Source organism: Agromyces cerinus (assembly GCF_016907835.1).
Taxonomy (GTDB): domain Bacteria; phylum Actinomycetota; class Actinomycetes; order Actinomycetales; family Microbacteriaceae; genus Agromyces; species Agromyces nitratus.
Window position 1 is genome coordinate 943,543 of sequence record NZ_JAFBCT010000001.1, and the last position, 17,704, is coordinate 961,246.

The following is a 17,704-nucleotide window of genomic DNA, read 5'->3' on the forward strand; positions in this document are numbered from 1 at the left end:
GGTGCCTCGCGAACCGGTAGCGTGTCGGGAATGCCACGAACGCTGCCGGTCGAGATCGCCGTCCAGGATGCCGCGGGGGTGCGCGTCGCCCTCGCCGCGGGCGCCGCGCGCATCGAGCTCTGCCAGGCGCTCGGCCTCGGCGGGCTGACGCCGTCGGCCGGTCTCATCGAGGCCGCGGCGGGCGCGGCGCGCGAGGCAGGCGCCTCGGGCTTCGTGCACGTGCTCGTGCGCCCGCGCGGCGGCGGATTCGTCTACGACGCCGACGAGCTCGACACGATCGTCCGCGACATCCGCGCAACCGCAGCTGCCGGGGCCGACGGCGTCGTCGTGGGGGTGCTCACAGATGCGGGCGAGCTCGACCTCGAGGCGGTGCGCCGGTTCGTCGACGCTGCCGCGGGGCTCGACGTCACGGTGCACCGCGCGGTCGATGCGAGTGCCGACCCGCTCGCGTCCGTCGCCGCCCTGCGCGCGCTCGGTGTGCGCCGGGTGCTCACCTCGGGCGGGGGCTCCGACTGCCGTGCCGGGCTCGCGACGCTCGCGCGCATGGCGGCCGATTCGGGCCCGCTCGAGATCATGGCGGGCGGCGGTGTGCGCATCGACGACATCGCCGCACTCGCGGCCGCGGGAGTCGACGCCGTGCACCTCTCGGCGCGGGGCACCGCGACGCGCGGTGGTGCGAGCGGCCCCGGCGGCGGCGTCGACGGATTCGACATGACGGATGCCGGCCTCGTCGCGGCGGCGGTCGCGGCCGCCGGCCTCGTTCGGCGGTGACCGGGCGCTGCAACCCCCTGGCGTCGTTCGGCGCTCGCTAGTGTGGTGCTCATGACCCGCGATCCCGACGACGACGCGCTCCGCTGGGAGGGCGACGACGACCAGACGCTCGCGCCCGGATGGAAGACCGTCGGGGCGCCCGCGCCTGCCGCCGCGACCGACGGCCCGGTCTCCGACGCTCCGCAGGCCGACGGCGATTCCGCGCCTGCCGCCGACGAACCAGACACGACGGATGCCCCGGCGCAGACCGGCTCGGCCGAACTCGTCGTACTCGGCGTGCTCGGCGGCGTCTACCTGCTCTACGCGGTCGGGTGGCTGATCACGGCGCTCGGCGCGACGCCGCTCTTCGCCGACCCCGTCGCGCAGTTCATGTACGGCCTCGGCGCCTGGTTCGCCGTGCTCGCGGCGCCGCTGTGGTTCGGCGCGGTGCTCTGGCTCGCGTCGGGCAACCGGCGCGCACGCCTCATCTGGCTGATCGTCGGCGCCGTGCTGCTCGTTCCCGTCCCGTTCCTGCTGCGAGGTTGAGATGACCGAGGCATCCGTTCCCACCGGCCCGACCGCCGCCGACGTCGACTCGGCCCCCGCCCGCCCGGCGACGCCCCTCTGGCTCGCGATCACGATCGCCGTCGTCTTCGGCGTCTTCTACGCGTACGACGTCTGGGAGGCCGTGGGCAACCTCGTCGGACTGAACATCACCGCGAACGAGCTCGGCGTCAGCGTCACCGGTGGCGGGTGGGCGCTGCTCGTGGCCGGCATCGCGGTGCCGCTCCTCGTGTTCGGCACGGCGCTCTGGCTCGGCCGACGGCGGGCACCGCTGGCGCAGGTCGTGCTCTTCCTCGCGGGCTACGCGCTCGTGCAGGTGCTCGCCGCCGATGTCTCGTCGCTCTTCGGGCTCGGCGGCCTCGACCTCTCCTGATGCACGCGGCGTCACACAACGGGTGCGGAATGCGCGCTCCAGTAGAGTGAACGGGAAGGCGCCCCGAAGGCGTGTGGCGCATCCCACCGCAAGTCGCAGTGTCGTGCGCGCGCATCACCCCGAAGGAATCGTTCGTGTCAAAGCCGGTCGTGCTGATCGCCGAAGAACTCTCGCCCGCCACCGTCGAGGCCCTCGGTCCCGACTTCGACGTCAGGTCCGTCGACGGCACCGATCGGCCCGCGCTGCTCGCGGCGCTGGCCGACGCCGACGCCATCCTCGTGCGTTCCGCGACCAAGGTCGACGCGGAGGCGATCGCCGCCGCGCCGAAGCTGAAGGTCGTCGCCCGAGCCGGCGTCGGTCTCGACAACGTCGACATCAAGGCCGCCACCGCCGCCGGCGTGATGGTCGTGAACGCGCCGACCTCGAACATCATCTCGGCCGCCGAGCTGACCGTCGGCCACATCCTGAGCCTCGCCCGTCACATCCCTGCGGCGCACTCCGCGCTCGCACAGGGGGAGTGGAAGCGCTCGGCGTACACCGGCGTCGAGCTCTACGAGAAGACGATCGGCATCATCGGCCTCGGTCGCATCGGCGCACTCATCGCCGCCCGCCTGCAGGCGTTCGGCACCAACGTGATCGCCTACGACCCCTACATCACGGCGGCGCGCGCGCAGCAGCTCGGCGTGCAGACCGTGAGCCTCGACGAGCTGCTCGAGCAGAGCGACTTCATCACGATCCACATGCCGAAGACGCCCGAGACCACGGGCATGATCGGCACCGAGCAGTTCGCCCGCATGAAGCCGACGGCGTTCATCGTGAACGTCGCCCGCGGCGGGCTCATCGATGAGGACGCACTGCACGACGCGCTCGTGGCCCGCACGATCGCCGGTGCGGCCGTCGACGTGTTCGTCTCCGAGCCGCCGCGCGACTCGCCGCTCCTCGGCCTGCCGAACATCGTCGTGACCCCGCACCTCGGCGCCTCGACCGACGAGGCTCAGGAGAAGGCGGGCGTCTCCGTCGCGAAGTCGGTGCGCCTCGCCCTCGCCGGCGAGCTCGTGCCCGACGCGGTCAACGTCGCGGGCGGCGTGATCGACCCGTACGTGCGCCCCGGCATCCCGCTCGTCGAGAAGCTCGGCCAGCTCTTCGCCGGCATCGCCAACGGCCCGCTGACGAGCCTCGACGTCGAGGTGCGCGGCGAGCTCGTCGAGTACGACGTGAGCGCGCTGAAGCTCGCCGCACTGAAGGGCGTCTTCACCAACGTCGTCAGCGAGACGGTCTCCTACGTGAACGCGCCGCTCCTCGCCGAGCAGCGCGGCGTCGACGTGCGCCTCATCACGGCGGCCGAGTCGCCCGAGTACCGCAACGTGATCACGCTCACGGGCGCGCTCGCCGACGGTCGCCAGGTCTCGGTCTCCGGCACGCTGACCGGCCCGAAGCAGATCGAGAAGCTCGTCGCCGTCAACGGCTTCGAGCTCGAGGTGCCGATCGCGACGACCCACATCGTCATGGAGTACGCCGACCGCCCCGGCATCGTCGCGGTCTACGGCCGCGAGTTCGGCGAGGCCGGCATCAACATCGCCGGCATGCAGATCGCTCGCCACGAGGCGGGTGGGCAGGCGCTCAGCGTGCTGACCGTCGACTCGCCGGTGCCCGCCGACGTGCTCGAGCGCGTGCGCGAGGCCATCGACGCGAGCCTCTTCGTCGAGGTCGACATCACCGAGTAGCGATCCGAACGACCGGATGCCCCGGCGCGTGCTGCCTGCAGCGCGCGCCGGGGCATCCGTCGTCTACTGACCGGTCTGCGCGATGCGCTCGAGCATGGTGACGAGCTCGTCCATCTGCACGGGGCCGATGTCGTCGGTGTCGAGCGCCGACGCGTCGACCTCGGCGCGCAGGGCGGAGTGGTAGTAGAGCCCGTCGCCGATGAGCGTGATCGCGAGGGCGAGCGCCGGGTCGTCGACGTGGCGGCCGATCTCCTCGAGCCAGCGGGTGCGCACGGCGTCGATCGCGGCCGCCGCCTGGCGGTCACCGCCCTGGGCGAGTCGCACGGCGGCGACGAAGCTGTGGTCGAGCGGGGACTCGAGGTCGACCGACGAGCGCACGAAGTACGAGATCGGCCCGTCGGGCGCCGAGTGGATGCGGGCGACGTCGTCGTCCACGAGACGGTGCAGGCGCTCGATGAGGCCCGCGATGAGCGCGTGCCGCGAACCGAAGTGGTAGAGCAGGCCGCCCTTGGAGACGCCTGCGGCACGGGCTGTGGCGTCGAGCGTCGCGGTGCGCTCGCCGTCGGCGATGATGATGCGCTCGAAGGCGTCGAGCACGGCTTCTCGGGCGGCGGGCGGGCGACTCATGATCCCAGTGTGGCCGATCGGGGGAGGGTTGACGACGCTTCGGGCATGTCTGTTACTATACCAACTGGACGGTACAGTAACCGCCTGAGACGAACGAGCCTGAGATGACCGACACCAGCCAGACCGAACTGCACGCGAACGACACCACGACCACCGCTTCGGCGGCACCCGATACGCCGACCGCCCGCGCGCCCCGCCGCGCCTGGGTCGCGCTCGCCGTGCTCATGCTGCCGGTGCTGCTCGTCTCGGTCGACAACACCGTGCTGAGCTTCGCACTGCCCGCGATCTCGCGCGATCTCGCGCCGACCGCCGCGCAGCAGCTCTGGATCATCGACGCGTATCCGCTCGTGCTCGCCGGCCTGCTCGTCGCGATGGGCAGTGCGGGCGACCGCTTCGGGCGCCGCCGCATGCTGCTCATCGGCTCGGTCGGCTTCGCCGTGCTCTCGGTCGTCGCCGCGTTCGCGCCGACCGCAGAGGCGCTCATCGCCTCGCGCGCCGCACTCGGCTTCTTCGGCGCCATGCTCATGCCCTCGACCCTGTCGCTGCTGCGCACCGTCTTCGTCGAGCGCGAGCAGCGCCGACTCGCGATCGCGATCTGGGCCTCGGGCTTCGCCGCGGGCAGCGCCCTCGGGCCGCTCGTCGGCGGCGTGCTGATCGAGCACTTCCACTGGGGCTCGGTGTTCCTGCTCGCGGTGCCGGTGCTCGTGCCGCTCCTGATCCTCGTGCCGCTCCTCATCCCCGAGAGCCGAGACCCCGCGCCCGGCCGCATCGACATCCCGAGCACCCTGCTCTCGCTCGCCGCGATGGTGCCCGTCGTGTTCGGCATCAAGTCGCTCGCCACCGACGGCATCTCGGGTTTCGGCATCCAGGCGATCGTCTTCGGACTGTTCTGCGGCATCTGGTTCGTGCGCCGTCAACTGAAGAGCCGTTCGCCGATGCTCGACGTGCGACTGTTCCGCCAGGGCTCGTTCGGCGGCGCGGTGCTCGTGAACCTCTTCAGCGTCATCGCGCTCGTCGGCTTCCTCTACTTCGTGTCGCAGCACCTCCAGCTGATCGCCGGGCTGTCGCCAGTCGCCGCCGGGCTCGCCCTGCTGCCGGGCCTCGTCGCGATGATCATCGCCGGCCTCGCCGTCGTGCCGATCGCCCGGCGGGTGCGGCCGCGCGTGCTCGTGCCGATCGCGCTGCTGCTCTCGGCCGGCGGCTACGCGGTCATCGCGTGGTTCGCGACGGCCGAGTCGATCGCCCCCGTCGTCATCGCGTTCGTGATGCTCGGCGTCGGCATCGGCGCCGCCGAGACCGTCTCCAACGAGCTCATCCTCTCGAGCGCACCGCCCGAGAAGGCGGGCGCCGCCTCGGCGGTCTCCGAGACGGCGTACGAGCTCGGCGCCGTGCTCGGCACCGCGGTGCTGGGCTCCATCCTCGCCGCCCACTACAGCGCCGCGATCGTGCTGCCCACCGAACTCACCGCCGCCCAGGCGGCGACGGCGAGCGAGACCCTCGCCGGCGCCGTCACCGTCTCCGAGCAGCTGCCCGCCGCGATCGGCGAACAGCTCGTGGCATCCGCTGCGCTCGCCTTCGACGAGGGCGTCGTCATCACCTCGCTCATCGGCGTCGCGCTCATGGTCGCCGCCGCGGTCATCGCCGTGCTGGCCCTCCGCAACCCGAAGGGCGCGGGCGCACGCGACTGAGTGCACGCCGCGGGTGTCACGTGCGCGTGCGGCCAGTACGCTGGAAGGGCTCGCGCACGAAGGAGAATTCATGGTGGACACGGTCAAGCTCGCGGTCATTCCCGGTGACGGGATCGGCCCTGAAGTCGTCGAGCAGGCGCTGAAGGCGCTCGCCGCGGCGACCGAGGGCTCCGACGTCGCGTTCGAGCAGACCGAGTTCTCCCTGGGCGCCGCCCGCTACCTCGCGACCGGTGACGTGCTGACCGACGACGACCTCGCCGCGATCAAGGGCCACGACGCGATCCTGCTCGGCGCGGTCGGCGGCGTGCCCGGGGACCCGCGTCTCGCGGGCGCGAACATCGAGCGAGGGCTCCTCCTGAAGCTCCGCTTCGAACTCGACCACTACGTGAACCTGCGGCCGTCGGTGCTCTACCCCGGGGTCGCGAGCCCGCTCGCGGCGCCCGGCGACGTCGACTTCGTCGTCGTGCGCGAGGGCACCGAGGGCCCCTATGTCGGCAACGGCGGCGCGATCCGCGTCGGCACTCCGGCCGAGGTCGCCAACGAGGTCTCGGTCAACACCGCCTACGGCGTCGAGCGCGTCGTGCGCTACGCGTTCGCCGCGGCATCCGCTCGCCCTCGCAAGAAGCTCACGCTCGTGCACAAGACCAACGTGCTCGTCTTCGCCGGCTCGCTGTGGAAGCGCACGGTCGACGCCGTGGCGGCCGAGTTCCCCGAGGTCGCGGTCGATTACCTGCACGTCGACGCGGCGACGATCTTCCTGGTCACCGACCCCGCGCGCTTCGACGTCATCGTCACCGACAACCTGTTCGGCGACATCCTCACCGACCTCGCCGGCGCCATCAGCGGCGGCATCGGCCTCGCGGCCTCGGGCAACATCAACCCCGACGGCCGGTTCCCGAGCATGTTCGAGCCGGTGCACGGCTCGGCGCCCGACATCGCGGGCACGGGTATCGCCGACCCGACCGCCGCGATCCTCTCCGTGGCGCTCCTGCTCGACCACCTCGGCCGGGCGGAGGCCGCACAACGGGTGCAGCGGGCCGTCGTCGCCGATATCGCCGAACGCGGCGACACCCGCCGCACGACCTCCGAGGTCGGCGACGCCATCGCCGCACGCATCGGCGCACTCGACTGATCCAGCGCATCGAAGGACGAACATCATGACGATCAATCTCCCGCTCCAGGCCCCGTCGGCAGCCGGTCTCATCTGGCAGGTCATCCGCAACGGCGAGGCGAAGACGCCTGCCGAACGCGAGGCGGTGCTCGCCGACCCCGGATTCGGCAACCACTTCACCGATCACATGGTCGACATCTGCTGGTCGGAGAAGGGCGGTTGGCACCGCCCGCGCGTCTCGCCCTACGGTCCGATCTCACTCGATCCCGCCGCCGCGGTGCTGCACTACGCGCAGGAGATCTTCGAGGGCATGAAGGCCTACCGTCACGCCGACGGCTCGATCCACACCTTCCGGCCGTTCGAGAACGCCGCCCGCATGCAGCGCTCGGCCCGTCGCATGGCGCTGCCCGAGCTGCCGAGCGAGATCTTCATCGAGTCGCTCAAGCAGATCATCGCAGTCGACGCCGACTGGGTGCCGAGCGCGCCCGAGACGAGCCTCTACCTTCGGCCGTTCATGTTCGCGAAAGAGGCGTTCCTCGGCGTGCGCCCCGCGAAGAAGGTCGCCTACTACGTGATCGCGAGCCCGGCGGGTGCCTACTTCCCGGGCGGCGTCGAGCCCGTGAGCATCTGGCTCTCCACCGACTACGCACGCGCCGGCAAGGGCGGCACCGGTGCGGCCAAGACCGGCGGCAACTACGCGTCGAGCCTGCTGCCGCAGGCCGAGGCGTATGAGAAGGGATGCCAGCAGGTCGCGTTCCTCGACGACGCCGGCAACCTCGAAGAGCTCGGCGGCATGAACATCGTGCTCGTGAAGCGCGACGGCACGCTCGTCACGCCCGAGTCGCCGTCGATCCTCGAGGGCATCACGCGCGACTCCATCCTGCAGCTCGCGACCGACCGCGGACACGCGGTCGAGCGCCGCGCCATCTCGCTGGGCGAATGGCGCAGCGGCGCCGAGTCCGGCGAGATCGTCGGCGCCTTCGCCTGCGGAACCGCCGCGGTCGTGGTGCCCATCGGGCGCCTGCTCGGCACCGACTTCGAGATCGTGCACACGGGTGCCGGGGCATCCGAGCTCGCGCTGTCGCTCCGCCAGGAGCTCACCGACATCCAGTACGGCCGTGTCGAGGACCGCCACGGATGGCTCACGCGTCTCGACGCGTGACCGGTGCCGCTGACGGCGACTCCGGCGGCGGCGCTGTGCGCATCCGCCCGTTCGACATCGCCGACACCGAGCAGGTCGTCGCCCTGTGGCGCTCGGCCGGACTCGTCGTGCCGTGGAACGACCCGTATCGCGATATCGAGCGCAAGCTCGCCGTGCAGCCAGAGCTCTTCCTCGTGGGGGAGTCGGACGGCGTAGTGGTGGCGACGGCCATGGTCGGCTTCGACGGCCATCGCGGGTGGGTCAACTACCTCGCCGTCGACACCGACCGGCGTGGCGAGCGACTCGGCTCCCTGCTCATGGCGGAGGCCGAACGGCTCCTCACCGAGCGCGGCTGCCCGAAGCTGAACCTGCAGGTGCGGTCGACGAACGCGGGCGTCATCGCGTTCTACCGCAGCCTCGGCTACCAGGTCGACGACGTCACGAGCCTCGGCAAGCGACTCATCCCCGATGCCGCTGCCGGCTGAGCGCGAACCGCCGCGGGTAGGCTGAAGGCATGAAGATCGCGCGTTTCAGCCACGACGACACCATCGCATTCGGCATCGTCGACGAAGAGGAGCACGAACTCGTCGTGCTGAAGGCCGACCCCATGTTCGCGGGCTACGAGCCCACGGGCGAGCGCGTCAAGCTGACCGATGCGAAGCTGCTCGCACCGGTGATCCCTCGGTCGAAGGTCGTCGCGGTCGGCAAGAACTACCGCGATCACGCTGAGGAGATGGGCGGCGAGGCACCTGCGGAGCCGCTGCTCTTCCTGAAGCCGAACACCTCGGTGGTCGGCCCCGGCGACTCGATCGTGCTGCCGAAGCAGAGCGAGCGGGTCGAGCACGAGGGCGAGCTCGCGGTCATCATCGGGCGCATCGCGAAGAACGTGTCCGAAGACGACGCGGAAGAGTACATCTTCGGCTACACGATCGCCAACGACGTCACGGCCCGCGACCTGCAGCAGCGCGACGGCCAATGGGCCCGTGCCAAGGGCTTCGACTCCTTCTGCCCGCTCGGCCCCGTGATCGAGACGCACGTCGACTTCGAGACGGCGACGATCGAGACCAACGTCAACGGCGAGCGCCGCCAGTCGGGCCGCCTCGCCGACATGGTGCACTCGGTCGCGTCGATCATCGCCTACGCGTCGGGCGTGTTCACCCTGCTGCCGGGCGACGTCATCCTCACCGGCACGCCCGCCGGCGTCGGGCCGATCGTCGACGGCGACACCGTCGAGGTCGACATCACCGGACTCGGCACGCTCTCGAACCCGGTGCGCTCGGCCGCGTAGCCCGCCTCGGGCGGCGAGCGATCAGCGACCGAGAGCGGATGCCGCGAGCTCGACGTCCTCGTCGTCGTTCCACACGTGGAACGCGACGCGGGCCCTGCCGGCGCGCCCCGAGGCGGTGATGCCCGCGGCGCCGAGCGCGGCCAGTGCGCTGCCGTCGAGGTCGGGCCACGCGACGATCGCGCTGTCGGAGGGGGCCAGGTCGAGCCGGGTGCGGAATGCGTTCGCGAGCCCGACGTCGTGCCGCTGCACCTCGCGCATGTCGAGTGAGGCGGCGAGTTCGAGGGCGGCTTCTGCCCCGGCCCAGGCCTGCCAGGCGGGGGAGACGTCGAAGCGCTGCGCGCCCGCGGCGAGGTGCAGCTCGGGACCGTAGCACGACGCCCACGGGTCGGCGCCCGAGTACCAGCCGGCGGCGTGCGGGGTCAGCTCGTCGACCGCCCGAGCGGAGAACGCGGCGAACGCCGCGCCGCGGGGCGCCGACAGCCACTTGTAGGCGTGGCAGATCACGACGTCGGCGTCGAGCGAGTCGGTCGGCATCCAGCCGGTGGCCTGGGTCGTGTCGACGAGCGTGAGCGCCCCGGCGGCCCGCGCAGCCGAGGTGATGGATGCCACGTCGGCGACCTCGCCCGTCGCCGACTGCACGAGGGAGTACGAGACGAGCCACGTCGAGTCGGTCACGGCGCCCGCGAGCTCGGCCAACGGCACGTGGCGCACGCGCAGGTCGCCCCGGGCCAGGAACGGGCCGATCACCGACGAGAAGTCGCCGTCGACGCACACGATCTCGGCACCTGCCGGCGCCGAGGCCGCCACGAACCCGGCGAAGACCGAGACCTGGGAACCGGTGGCGATCTCGCTCGGCGCGCGGCCGAGCAGGGTCGCGGCGTGGCCGCGGGCCCGGTCGTGGATCCTCCCGTACTCGACGCCGCACGCCGTGCCGGCCGACCACGACTCGAGGTCGCGACGCATCGCGTCGCGCGTGACGTCGGCAGGCAGGCCCATCGTGCAGGCGGCGAGGTAGCCGCGTCCTGCGGCGTATCGCTCGCGAGTCTGGTGCATGGAACCAAGTCTCGGCGAGCCCGATTCATTCGACAAGGCCCGGCAAATGATCACACACATGCGTCGCCGTTATGATTCAGGCATGTCGGATGCCTCGATCGAAGCCCTCGCAGCAGCCCTCGACCTGCAGACCGTGCGCGTCGTGCACCAGATCGCCGAACGCGGCTCGCTCACGGCAGCCGCCGAGTGGCTCGGTTACAGCCAGCCCGCCGTGAGTCAGCAGCTGCGGCGGTTCGAGGATCGCACCGGCATCGCGCTCGTGGAGCGCGTGGGCCGCGGCATCCGACTGACGGAATCGGGCCGGGTGCTCGCTCGACATGCGCAGGACGTCGCCACGGCGCTCGAGGCAGCGGCCGGCGAGCTCGCCGAGCTCCGCGGGCTCCGTGCCGGCCGGGTGCGGCTCGTGGCCTTCCCCTCCGCCTCCGCGACGCTCGTGCCCCGGCTCATCGCGGCGCTCGCCGCCGCCCACCCCGGCATCGACGTCACCTACGTCGAGGCAGAGCCGCCCGAGGCGGTGCGGGCCGTGCGCGCCGACCAGGCCGACCTCGCGATCACGTTCAGCTACCCCGGCGACCGCGACGATCCGCATCAGGCGAGCGCCCGCGGGCTCGACGTTCGCGTGTACGGCGACGAGCCGATGCGACTCGTGCTGCCCGCCGGGCACTCCGCCGCGGCATCCGACTTCGTCGAACTGGGCATGCTGCGCGACGAGCCGTGGATCGCCGGTTGCCCGCGCTGCCGCGGCCATCTGCTCGAGCTCGCCGGGGCCGCGGGGTTCGTGCCGCGCATCGCCTTCGAGACCGACAACTTCGTCGCCGTCGAGGGCATGGTCGCGCAGGGCCTCGGGGTGGCGCTGCTGCCGGCGCTCGCGCTCGCCGCCTCGCCGCGGCACGAGAACGTCGTCGCCAGGCCGACCGCGCGCGCCGACGTGCGCTCGCTTCACCTCGTCACGGCGCGCGGCGCCGAACGGGTGCCCGCCGTCGGCGCCGCGATCGCCGCGCTCGAGTCCCTCGCCGCTCGGTAGCATTGAGGGGTATGTCTGAGACAGCTCACCCCACGACCACGGCCACCGGTGGCGACATCCGTGTGCGCTTCTGCCCATCGCCGACCGGCACGCCGCACGTCGGCCTCGTGCGCACCGCCCTGTTCAACTGGGCCTACGCGCGCCACACCGGCGGCACCTTCGTGTTCCGCATCGAAGACACCGACGCGGCCCGCGACAGTGAGGAGAGCTACGCGCAGATCCTCGACGCGCTCACCTGGCTCGGCCTCACGTGGGACGAGGGCATCGACGTCGGCGGCCCGCACGGCCCCTACCGGCAGTCGCAGCGCGGTGAGATCTACCTCGAGATCATCGAGCGGCTGAAGGCCTCGGGCCACCTCTACGAGTCGTTCTCGACCGCCGAGGAGATCGACGCGCGCAACGAGGCGAACGGCCGGCCGAAGCAGCTCGGGTACGACAACTTCGACCGCGACCTCAGCGAGGAGCAGAAGGCGGCGTTCCGCGCCGAGGGGCGCCAGCCCGCGCTGCGCCTCCGCGTGCCCGAGGTCGACCTCGGCTTCGACGACCTCGTGCGCGGCCGCATCGACTTCCCGGTCGGTTCGACCATCGACTTCGTCGTGGTGCGCCCGAACGGTGCGCCGCTCTACACCTTCGTGAACCCCGTCGACGATGCGCTCATGGGCATCACCGACGTGCTCCGCGGCGAAGACCTGCTCTCGTCGACGCCGCGTCAGATCGCGCTCTACCACGCGCTCATCGACATCGGCGCGACCTCGTTCGTGCCTCGCTTCGGCCACCTGCCCTACGTCATGGGCGAGGGCAACAAGAAGCTCTCCAAGCGCGACCCCGAGTCGAACCTGTTCCACCACCGCGACCGCGGGTTCATCCCCGAGGGGCTCATCAACTACCTGGCGCTGCTCGGCTGGGGATTCTCGGCCGACCGCGACGTGTTCTCGCGCGACGAGCTGATCGCCGCGTTCGACGTCGCGAACGTCAACCCGAACCCTGCCCGCTTCGACCTGAAGAAGGCCGAGGCGATCAACGGCGACCACATCCGCCAGCTCGACGTCGCCGACTTCGCCGCTCGCACGGTGCCGTACCTGCAGGCGGCGGGCGCCGTCTCGAGCCCGATCACGCCCGGTGACGAGGCCGTGCTCGCCGAGGCCGCACCGCTCATCCAGGAGCGCATCGCGCTGCTGGGCGAGGCTCCCGGCATGCTCGGCTTCCTGTTCACGGATGCCGCGGGCCTCGAGTTCGACGAGGCAGCCGTCGCCGCGCTCACCGCCGATGCCCCCGCGGTGCTCGCCGCGGCGCGCGACGCCCTCGACCGCCTCCCGGCCGAGGAATGGACCCACGAGCAGATCGAGGAGGCGCTGCGCGCCGCCCTCGTCGACGGGCTCGCACTGAAGCCCCGGGTTGCCTTCGGCGCGGTGCGCACGGCGATCTCGGGACGGCGCATCTCGCCGCCGCTCTTCGAGTCGATGCAGATCCTCGGCAAGGTCGACTCGATCGAGCGCATCGACCGATTGACGGCGCTGCTCGTCTGATGCGCGGGCGCCCGTCGGGTGAGCGTCGCGTGAGCGCTGCTCAGTTTGGCGGGCGCCGCGCCGTAGGCTAGAGTTACATGTCGGCGCGGGACTTCGGTTTCAGCCATTGGGGTATGGTGTAATTGGCAACACGGCGGTTTCTGGTACCGTTGTTCTTGGTTCGAGTCCAGGTACCCCAGCCAGATCTGTGAGAAGAAGGCCCGGTCATCCGGGCCTTTTTTCGTTCTCCTGGCAAGTCGGTTCCCAGAGACCGGCATGTGGGCTGGACTTCCGCGGTGCGCTGCGATTCCATTGAGTGTCGGCACTGATCGAGCCTCCCTACGGGTTCGACCGCGATCGCGAGAAGCCGCAGGGGATTGGGTGAGCCATGGGTTCTGGGAACATGCGGAATCGTGACTTCCAGGAGACGCGAACGCCGCTCGGCGTCGTGGGCGGCTTCGTGGGACTCATCGCGGCGAGCGTCGGCGCCGCCATGCTCGTCGTCGCCGGGGTGACGCCCGCGATCGCGACCGTGGGCATCGCGGCATCCGGGAGCATCGGCATGTTCGAGAACCTTCCGGGATACCTCGAGATCGACGAGCTCTCCGAGAAGAGCAACATCTACGCGACCCGCCCCGACGGTTCCACCCACCTGCTGGCGTCCTTCTACGACCAGAACCGCGTCGAGGTCGGCTGGAACGCCATCAACCAGTACGCGAAGGATGCCGCGATCGCCGGCGAGGACCCCCGGTTCTACGACCACGGCGGCGTCGACCTGCAGGGCACCATCCGAGCGGCGATGACGACCGCCACCGGACGCGACACGCAGGGCGGCTCCTCGATCGCGCAGCAGTACGTCAAGAACGTCCGTGTGCAGGAATGCGAGGCGAACGCCCACATCACCGCCGTCGAGGGCCTGACGGAGGACGAGGTCGCGGCGCTCACCTACGACGATCGTGCCCTGCTCGTCGATGCCGAGAAGACGAAATGCTACGAGTCGGCCACCGAATCCGACGGCAGCGCAGGCATCGAACGCAAGCTGAAGGAGATGCGGCTCGCGATCGGCGTCGAGAAGCGGTACTCGAAGAGCGAGATCCTGCTCGGCTATCTGAACATCGCAGGCTTCGGCGGAACCGTCTACGGCATCGAGGCCGCGGCGAACTACTACTTCTCGACGAACGCGGCGAACCTCACCCTCGCCCAGGCGGCGTCGCTGCTCGCGATCGTCAACAACCCGGTCGAGTTCCAGCTCGACAAGCCCGAGAGCGAGACGAACGGCGCGGCCAACGGCTACGCGCGGAACAAGGATCGTCGCGACTACATCCTGTTCCACATGCTCGACGAGCAGAAGATCACGCGCGAGGAGTACGACACCGCGATGGCGACGCCCGTCGAGCCGGCCATCAAGGAGCCGAGCACCGGGTGCCAGACCGCGGGGGTGTCGGCGTACTTCTGCGACTACGTGAAGCACGTCCTGCAGACGGATCCGACGTTCGGCGAAGACGCGGAGACGCGCATGCGCAACTTCCGTCGCGGCGGTTACGACGTGTACACCACCCTCGACCTCGAGCTGCAGAACGCCGCTGCGAAGGCGATCACGCAGCACGTGCCGCAGACGTACCCCGGCTGGGACGTCGGCGGCGTGATCTCGAGCGTCGAGGTGGGTACCGGGCGTGTGCTCGCGATGGCGCAGAACAAGGTGTACAGCCAGGATCCGAAGGTGCTCGACTCGGGCCCTCAGTACGAGAGCATCAACTACAACACCGATTACACGCAAGGCGGTTCGAGCGGATTCCAGCCGGGATCGACGTACAAGGTGTTCACCCTCGCGCAATGGCTGAACGAGGGCCATTCCCTGAACGAGACCGTGGACTCCCGGCGGAAGTCCAACTGGGGCGCGTTCACCGACACCTGTCTCGGTGGTCAGGTCGCCGACGCCGGATGGAATCCGAAGAACGACTCGAACGAATCCGGCGCGAACTACACGGCGCTCCAGTCGACGATCGGCTCGATCAACACCGGCTACCTCGGAATGGCGAAGAAGATCGACCTCTGCGGCATCCGCAAGACGGCGGAGGCGTTCGGCATGCACCGCGCCGACGGCGATCCGCTCGGGCAGAATCCCTCATCGGTGCTGGGCTCGAACGAGGTCGCGCCGCTCAGCCTCGCCGTGGCCTTCGCCGGCATCGCGAACAACGGGGTGACCTGCACGCCGGTCGCGATCGACAAGATCGTCGACCGCAACGGCAACGAGATTCCGGCCCCGGCATCGAAGTGCACGCCCGCGGTCTCGCCCGAGGTCGCGGCGGCGATGCACTATGCGATGCAGCTCGTGATGACGAGCGGCACCGCGACCGAGTCGAACGGCCATGTCGTGCCGCACGTGCCCCTGATCGGCAAGACCGGCACGACCGACGGCAACAAGGACACCTGGATGGCCGGTGCCAGCTCCAAGGTGGCGACCGTCGCGGGCGTCGTGAGCCTGTTCGGCGATGCGAACCAGCGCGGCATCGACTTCGACACCGGCACGGCCGCGACCGCCCGCCATCGCATGTGGCCGATGGTGATGTCGGTGGCGGCCGCGAAGTACGGCGGGGGCGAGTTCACCGTCGCCGCCCCCGGGACTCCGGTCGCGCCGCGAGCGGACCGGGGCACCGAGGTGCAAGGCGACGTCGGTGAGGAGATCGGCGACGACGAGGCTCCCGACGAGCCGGGACGCGGCGACGAGGGAGACGGCGAGCGTGGCAATGGCCCCGGTCGCCGAGACGACCGAGGCCACTGACCGGCTCAGACCGGCTGCACCGCTCAGGCGGTGACCGACTCCCGTCGGGCGAACCGCACGCGGTGGGTGATCCAGACGGCGATCGCCGCTGCGCCGAGCCCGAGCGCGACGAGGAGCCAGGGCACCATGTTCGACGGTGCGACGCCGGCAGCGCCGTTCGCGAGGGTCGCACTGCCCTCGGCGACGAGCGCATTGCCGTCGCTCAGGTCCGCGGTGCCGTCGGCGAGGTCTCCTGCGCCGGTCGAGAGCGTCGCAGCGCCGTCGGCGAGGGTTCCGGTGCCGGCGGCCAGGTCGGATGCGCCGCGCTGGAGCGTTCCGGCGCCGGCGGCCAGGTTCGCCGCACCCGTGCCGAGCACGCTCGTGCCGGCCGACAGGTCGTTCGCGCCGACCAGGAGGCGGTCGGCGCCCGACGACAGGCTCGTCGCTCCGGTCGCGACCTTCTGCGTTCCAGTGACGAGCTCGTCGACCTTCCGGTCGAGTTCCGCCGTGCCCGCGTTCAACCGAGTGCTGCCCTCGACGAGGCCGTCGGTCTTCGCGAACAGCTCGGCTGCGCCACCCGCGAGCAGGCTGCTGCCTGCCGCGAGCACGAGGGTCTTGTCGGCGAGGGTCTTCGAGCCCGCGGTGAGCGGTGCGATCTTCTCGCCGAGCGTCGAGGTGCCGGCGACCAGCGCGTCCGTGCCGGTGGAGAGCGCCGTTGCGCCTGCCGCGAGCTTGGTGACGCCGCCGCTGACCGTGGTCGCGCCGGTCTCGAGCGCCGTGGCTCCGGTGGAGAGGTTGCTGGCGCCGGTGGCGACCTGTGACGCTCCGGCCGAGGCCTGCGTGGCACCGGCATGCAGCTGATCGAGGGCTCCGAGTACCGAGGCGGACGCGCCCGCCGCTGCGAGTTGGGTGCGCAGCGCAGCGATGCCGTCGGCGAGCGACGTGTTCGCGGCGGCGACCGACCCCGCTCCGGTGGAGAGCTGGCCGGCTCCGGCGGCGAGGCCCGACGCACCGGCCTTCAACGCATCGACCCCGGCGCCGACCTGGCCGATTCCGGCTTCGACGACGTCGGTGCCCTTCTGCGCCGCGAGCGCTCCTGCGGCAAGGGCTCCGACGCCGGCGTCGACCGCGAGCACACCGTCGCGGATCGTCGCGGCTCCGCCGGCGATGCCACGTGCGCCATCGCTGAGCGTGGAGGACTTGCTGGCGATCTCGCCGTTCGCCGCCGCGACGAGCGACACGCCGTTGCGAACGTCGGTCGCCCCGGCTGCGGCCTTGGTGATGCCGTCCGACAGCTTCACGGAGCCCGCGGAGGCCTTGTCGGCGCCCGCTGCGAGTTCGGCGGCGCCGGCCGCACTGGTCGCCGCTCCTTCGGCGAGCGTCACGGCGCCGGTCGCGGCCTTCGCCGCGCCGAGCCGGAGGCGTTCGGCGCCCTGGGCCGCCGAGGCCGCCCCGGCCGAGAGCTTCTCGGCGCCGGCGGCGGCTTCCACCGCACCGTCGCTCAGCTCGACGGATCCCGCCGAGAGGTCGCCGGCACCCGCCGCGACCTGCTCCGAGCCGTCGCTGACCTCGGTCGCGCCGGCCGAGAGTTCGGCCGAGCCGCCCGCGATCTTGTTCGTGGTGAGCAGGAACAGGGTCGTCATCGTTGCGAGCGCGAGCGCGAGCACGATGACGGCGATCTTCAGACCGACGCCGTGCTGGTGCTCGGAGGCGGATTCGATTCTCGACATTGAGACTCCAGGTGTGCGGGCGCGCGACAGTGCGCGCCGAGATGGGGGTGCAGGATTCGCGACCGGTGCCGTGGTCGCCGCCGTCGCTCGGGGAGGGTGGGCCGAGCGCGTGAGGCGCGGGGCGCTCGCGCCTCCGACGACGCCGACAATGGCGTCGTGGGGGAGCGGAGCGACCCCGAAGTGACACGAACGTATCAGCGGCTGAGGTTTCGTCAACGTGCGCCCGTCAAGTTGTGTGCGAATCACCAACGATCGCGCACCGGAGCCCTGCCCGGTTGTCGGAGAGCGACAGGCGCCCGCCGCGATCTCGTGCGAATCCTCCGACTTGTACGCTGGTTGCGGCCCCCGCCCGGGGGCCGCATGAA

The 17,704-nt window shown here is 71.0% G+C and carries 15 protein-coding genes and 1 tRNA gene; 13 read left to right on the forward strand and 3 right to left on the reverse strand.

The features are described 5' to 3' along the window. The first annotated feature begins 30 nt into the window (after nucleotides 1-30). The 4 genes from JOE59_RS04275 (at nucleotide 31) to serA (ending at nucleotide 3,411) form a co-directional block, all read left to right on the forward strand. A complete protein-coding gene (locus JOE59_RS04275; protein WP_204459084.1) occupies nucleotides 31-771 on the forward strand; it encodes a copper homeostasis protein CutC in 741 nt (246 codons plus the stop codon). Nucleotides 772-822: 51 nt separating this feature from the next. Beyond that, complete coding sequence (locus tag JOE59_RS04280) at nucleotides 823-1,296, forward strand: hypothetical protein (protein WP_204459085.1); 474 nt, start codon at nucleotides 823-825, stop codon at nucleotides 1,294-1,296. 1 nt (nucleotide 1,297) lies between these two features. Next, nucleotides 1,298-1,687, forward strand: coding sequence for a hypothetical protein (locus JOE59_RS04285; protein WP_204459086.1), 390 nt, complete (start codon nucleotides 1,298-1,300; stop codon nucleotides 1,685-1,687). A gap of 134 nt (nucleotides 1,688-1,821) precedes the next feature. Next, a complete protein-coding gene (gene serA, locus JOE59_RS04290; protein ID WP_204459087.1) occupies nucleotides 1,822-3,411 on the forward strand; it encodes a phosphoglycerate dehydrogenase in 1,590 nt (529 codons plus the stop codon). Between the two features lie 63 nt (nucleotides 3,412-3,474). Here serA and JOE59_RS04295 read toward each other — a convergent pair whose 3' ends face one another. Next, nucleotides 3,475-4,038 (reverse strand): TetR/AcrR family transcriptional regulator, encoded by a 564-nt coding sequence (locus tag JOE59_RS04295; RefSeq protein WP_204459088.1) that lies wholly within the window; start codon nucleotides 4,036-4,038, stop codon nucleotides 3,475-3,477. Nucleotides 4,039-4,142: 104 nt separating this feature from the next. Between JOE59_RS04295 and JOE59_RS04300 the strand changes: the two genes are divergently transcribed. The 5 genes from JOE59_RS04300 to JOE59_RS04320 all read left to right on the forward strand — a co-directional run bounded on the left by JOE59_RS04300 (nucleotide 4,143) and on the right by JOE59_RS04320 (nucleotide 9,266). Beyond that, entirely contained in the window at nucleotides 4,143-5,726 is a 1,584-nt protein-coding gene (locus tag JOE59_RS04300) for an MFS transporter (RefSeq protein WP_204459089.1), read from the forward strand. 70 nt (nucleotides 5,727-5,796) lie between these two features. After that, complete coding sequence (locus tag JOE59_RS04305; RefSeq protein WP_204459090.1) at nucleotides 5,797-6,858, forward strand: 3-isopropylmalate dehydrogenase; 1,062 nt, start codon at nucleotides 5,797-5,799, stop codon at nucleotides 6,856-6,858. A 25-nt stretch (nucleotides 6,859-6,883) separates the two neighbouring features. After that, complete coding sequence (locus JOE59_RS04310; protein WP_204459091.1) at nucleotides 6,884-7,999, forward strand: branched-chain amino acid aminotransferase; 1,116 nt, start codon at nucleotides 6,884-6,886, stop codon at nucleotides 7,997-7,999. Then, a complete protein-coding gene (locus tag JOE59_RS04315; protein ID WP_307836944.1) occupies nucleotides 7,996-8,463 on the forward strand; it encodes a GNAT family acetyltransferase in 468 nt (155 codons plus the stop codon). Before JOE59_RS04310 ends, JOE59_RS04315 begins: the two co-directional genes overlap by 4 nt. A gap of 29 nt (nucleotides 8,464-8,492) precedes the next feature. Then, entirely contained in the window at nucleotides 8,493-9,266 is a 774-nt protein-coding gene (locus tag JOE59_RS04320) for a fumarylacetoacetate hydrolase family protein (protein ID WP_204459093.1), read from the forward strand. A 21-nt stretch (nucleotides 9,267-9,287) separates the two neighbouring features. On the opposite strand, the gene JOE59_RS04325 is transcribed toward JOE59_RS04320, so the two are convergent. After that, nucleotides 9,288-10,319 carry an aminotransferase class V-fold PLP-dependent enzyme gene (locus JOE59_RS04325; protein ID WP_204459094.1) on the reverse strand — a complete coding sequence of 344 codons (1,032 nt, stop codon included), beginning with the start codon at nucleotides 10,317-10,319 and terminating at the stop codon, nucleotides 9,288-9,290. Nucleotides 10,320-10,401: 82 nt separating this feature from the next. On the opposite strand from JOE59_RS04325, the gene JOE59_RS04330 reads away from it, so the two are divergent. The 4 genes from JOE59_RS04330 to JOE59_RS04345 all read left to right on the forward strand — a co-directional run bounded on the left by JOE59_RS04330 (nucleotide 10,402) and on the right by JOE59_RS04345 (nucleotide 15,630). Next, nucleotides 10,402-11,343 carry a LysR family transcriptional regulator gene (locus JOE59_RS04330; RefSeq protein ID WP_239560096.1) on the forward strand — a complete coding sequence of 314 codons (942 nt, stop codon included), beginning with the start codon at nucleotides 10,402-10,404 and terminating at the stop codon, nucleotides 11,341-11,343. A gap of 11 nt (nucleotides 11,344-11,354) precedes the next feature. After that, nucleotides 11,355-12,869 carry a glutamate--tRNA ligase gene (gene gltX / locus JOE59_RS04335; protein WP_204459096.1) on the forward strand — a complete coding sequence of 505 codons (1,515 nt, stop codon included), beginning with the start codon at nucleotides 11,355-11,357 and terminating at the stop codon, nucleotides 12,867-12,869. Nucleotides 12,870-12,976: 107 nt separating this feature from the next. Continuing rightward, nucleotides 12,977-13,051, forward strand: a tRNA-Gln gene (locus JOE59_RS04340). 200 nt (nucleotides 13,052-13,251) lie between these two features. Further along, nucleotides 13,252-15,630 (forward strand): transglycosylase domain-containing protein, encoded by a 2,379-nt coding sequence (locus JOE59_RS04345; protein ID WP_204459097.1) that lies wholly within the window; start codon nucleotides 13,252-13,254, stop codon nucleotides 15,628-15,630. 23 nt (nucleotides 15,631-15,653) lie between these two features. On the opposite strand, the gene JOE59_RS04350 is transcribed toward JOE59_RS04345, so the two are convergent. Next, a complete protein-coding gene (locus JOE59_RS04350; RefSeq protein WP_204459098.1) occupies nucleotides 15,654-17,339 on the reverse strand; it encodes a YhgE/Pip domain-containing protein in 1,686 nt (561 codons plus the stop codon). Between the last annotated feature and the right edge of the window lie 365 nt (nucleotides 17,340-17,704).

Excerpts from the sequence above, each read along its gene's own strand:
- JOE59_RS04345 (WP_204459097.1), top strand. The coding sequence starts at position 13,252 with ATGCGGAATCGTGACTTCCAGGAGACGCGAACGCCGCTCGGCGTCGTG.
- JOE59_RS04285 (WP_204459086.1), top strand. The coding sequence starts at position 1,298 with ATGACCGAGGCATCCGTTCCCACCGGCCCGACCGCCGCCGACGTCGAC.
- JOE59_RS04300 (WP_204459089.1), top strand. The coding sequence starts at position 4,143 with ATGACCGACACCAGCCAGACCGAACTGCACGCGAACGACACCACGACC.
- JOE59_RS04280 (WP_204459085.1), top strand. The coding sequence starts at position 823 with ATGACCCGCGATCCCGACGACGACGCGCTCCGCTGGGAGGGCGACGAC.
- JOE59_RS04325 (WP_204459094.1), bottom strand. The coding sequence starts at position 10,319 with ATGCACCAGACTCGCGAGCGATACGCCGCAGGACGCGGCTACCTCGCC.
- JOE59_RS04275 (WP_204459084.1), top strand. The coding sequence starts at position 31 with ATGCCACGAACGCTGCCGGTCGAGATCGCCGTCCAGGATGCCGCGGGG.
- JOE59_RS04350 (WP_204459098.1), bottom strand. The coding sequence starts at position 17,339 with ATGTCGAGAATCGAATCCGCCTCCGAGCACCAGCACGGCGTCGGTCTG.
- gltX (WP_204459096.1), top strand. The coding sequence starts at position 11,355 with ATGTCTGAGACAGCTCACCCCACGACCACGGCCACCGGTGGCGACATC.
- JOE59_RS04330 (WP_239560096.1), top strand. The coding sequence starts at position 10,402 with ATGTCGGATGCCTCGATCGAAGCCCTCGCAGCAGCCCTCGACCTGCAG.
- JOE59_RS04295 (WP_204459088.1), bottom strand. The coding sequence starts at position 4,038 with ATGAGTCGCCCGCCCGCCGCCCGAGAAGCCGTGCTCGACGCCTTCGAG.
- JOE59_RS04310 (WP_204459091.1), top strand. The coding sequence starts at position 6,884 with ATGACGATCAATCTCCCGCTCCAGGCCCCGTCGGCAGCCGGTCTCATC.
- JOE59_RS04320 (WP_204459093.1), top strand. The coding sequence starts at position 8,493 with ATGAAGATCGCGCGTTTCAGCCACGACGACACCATCGCATTCGGCATC.
- JOE59_RS04305 (WP_204459090.1), top strand. The coding sequence starts at position 5,797 with ATGGTGGACACGGTCAAGCTCGCGGTCATTCCCGGTGACGGGATCGGC.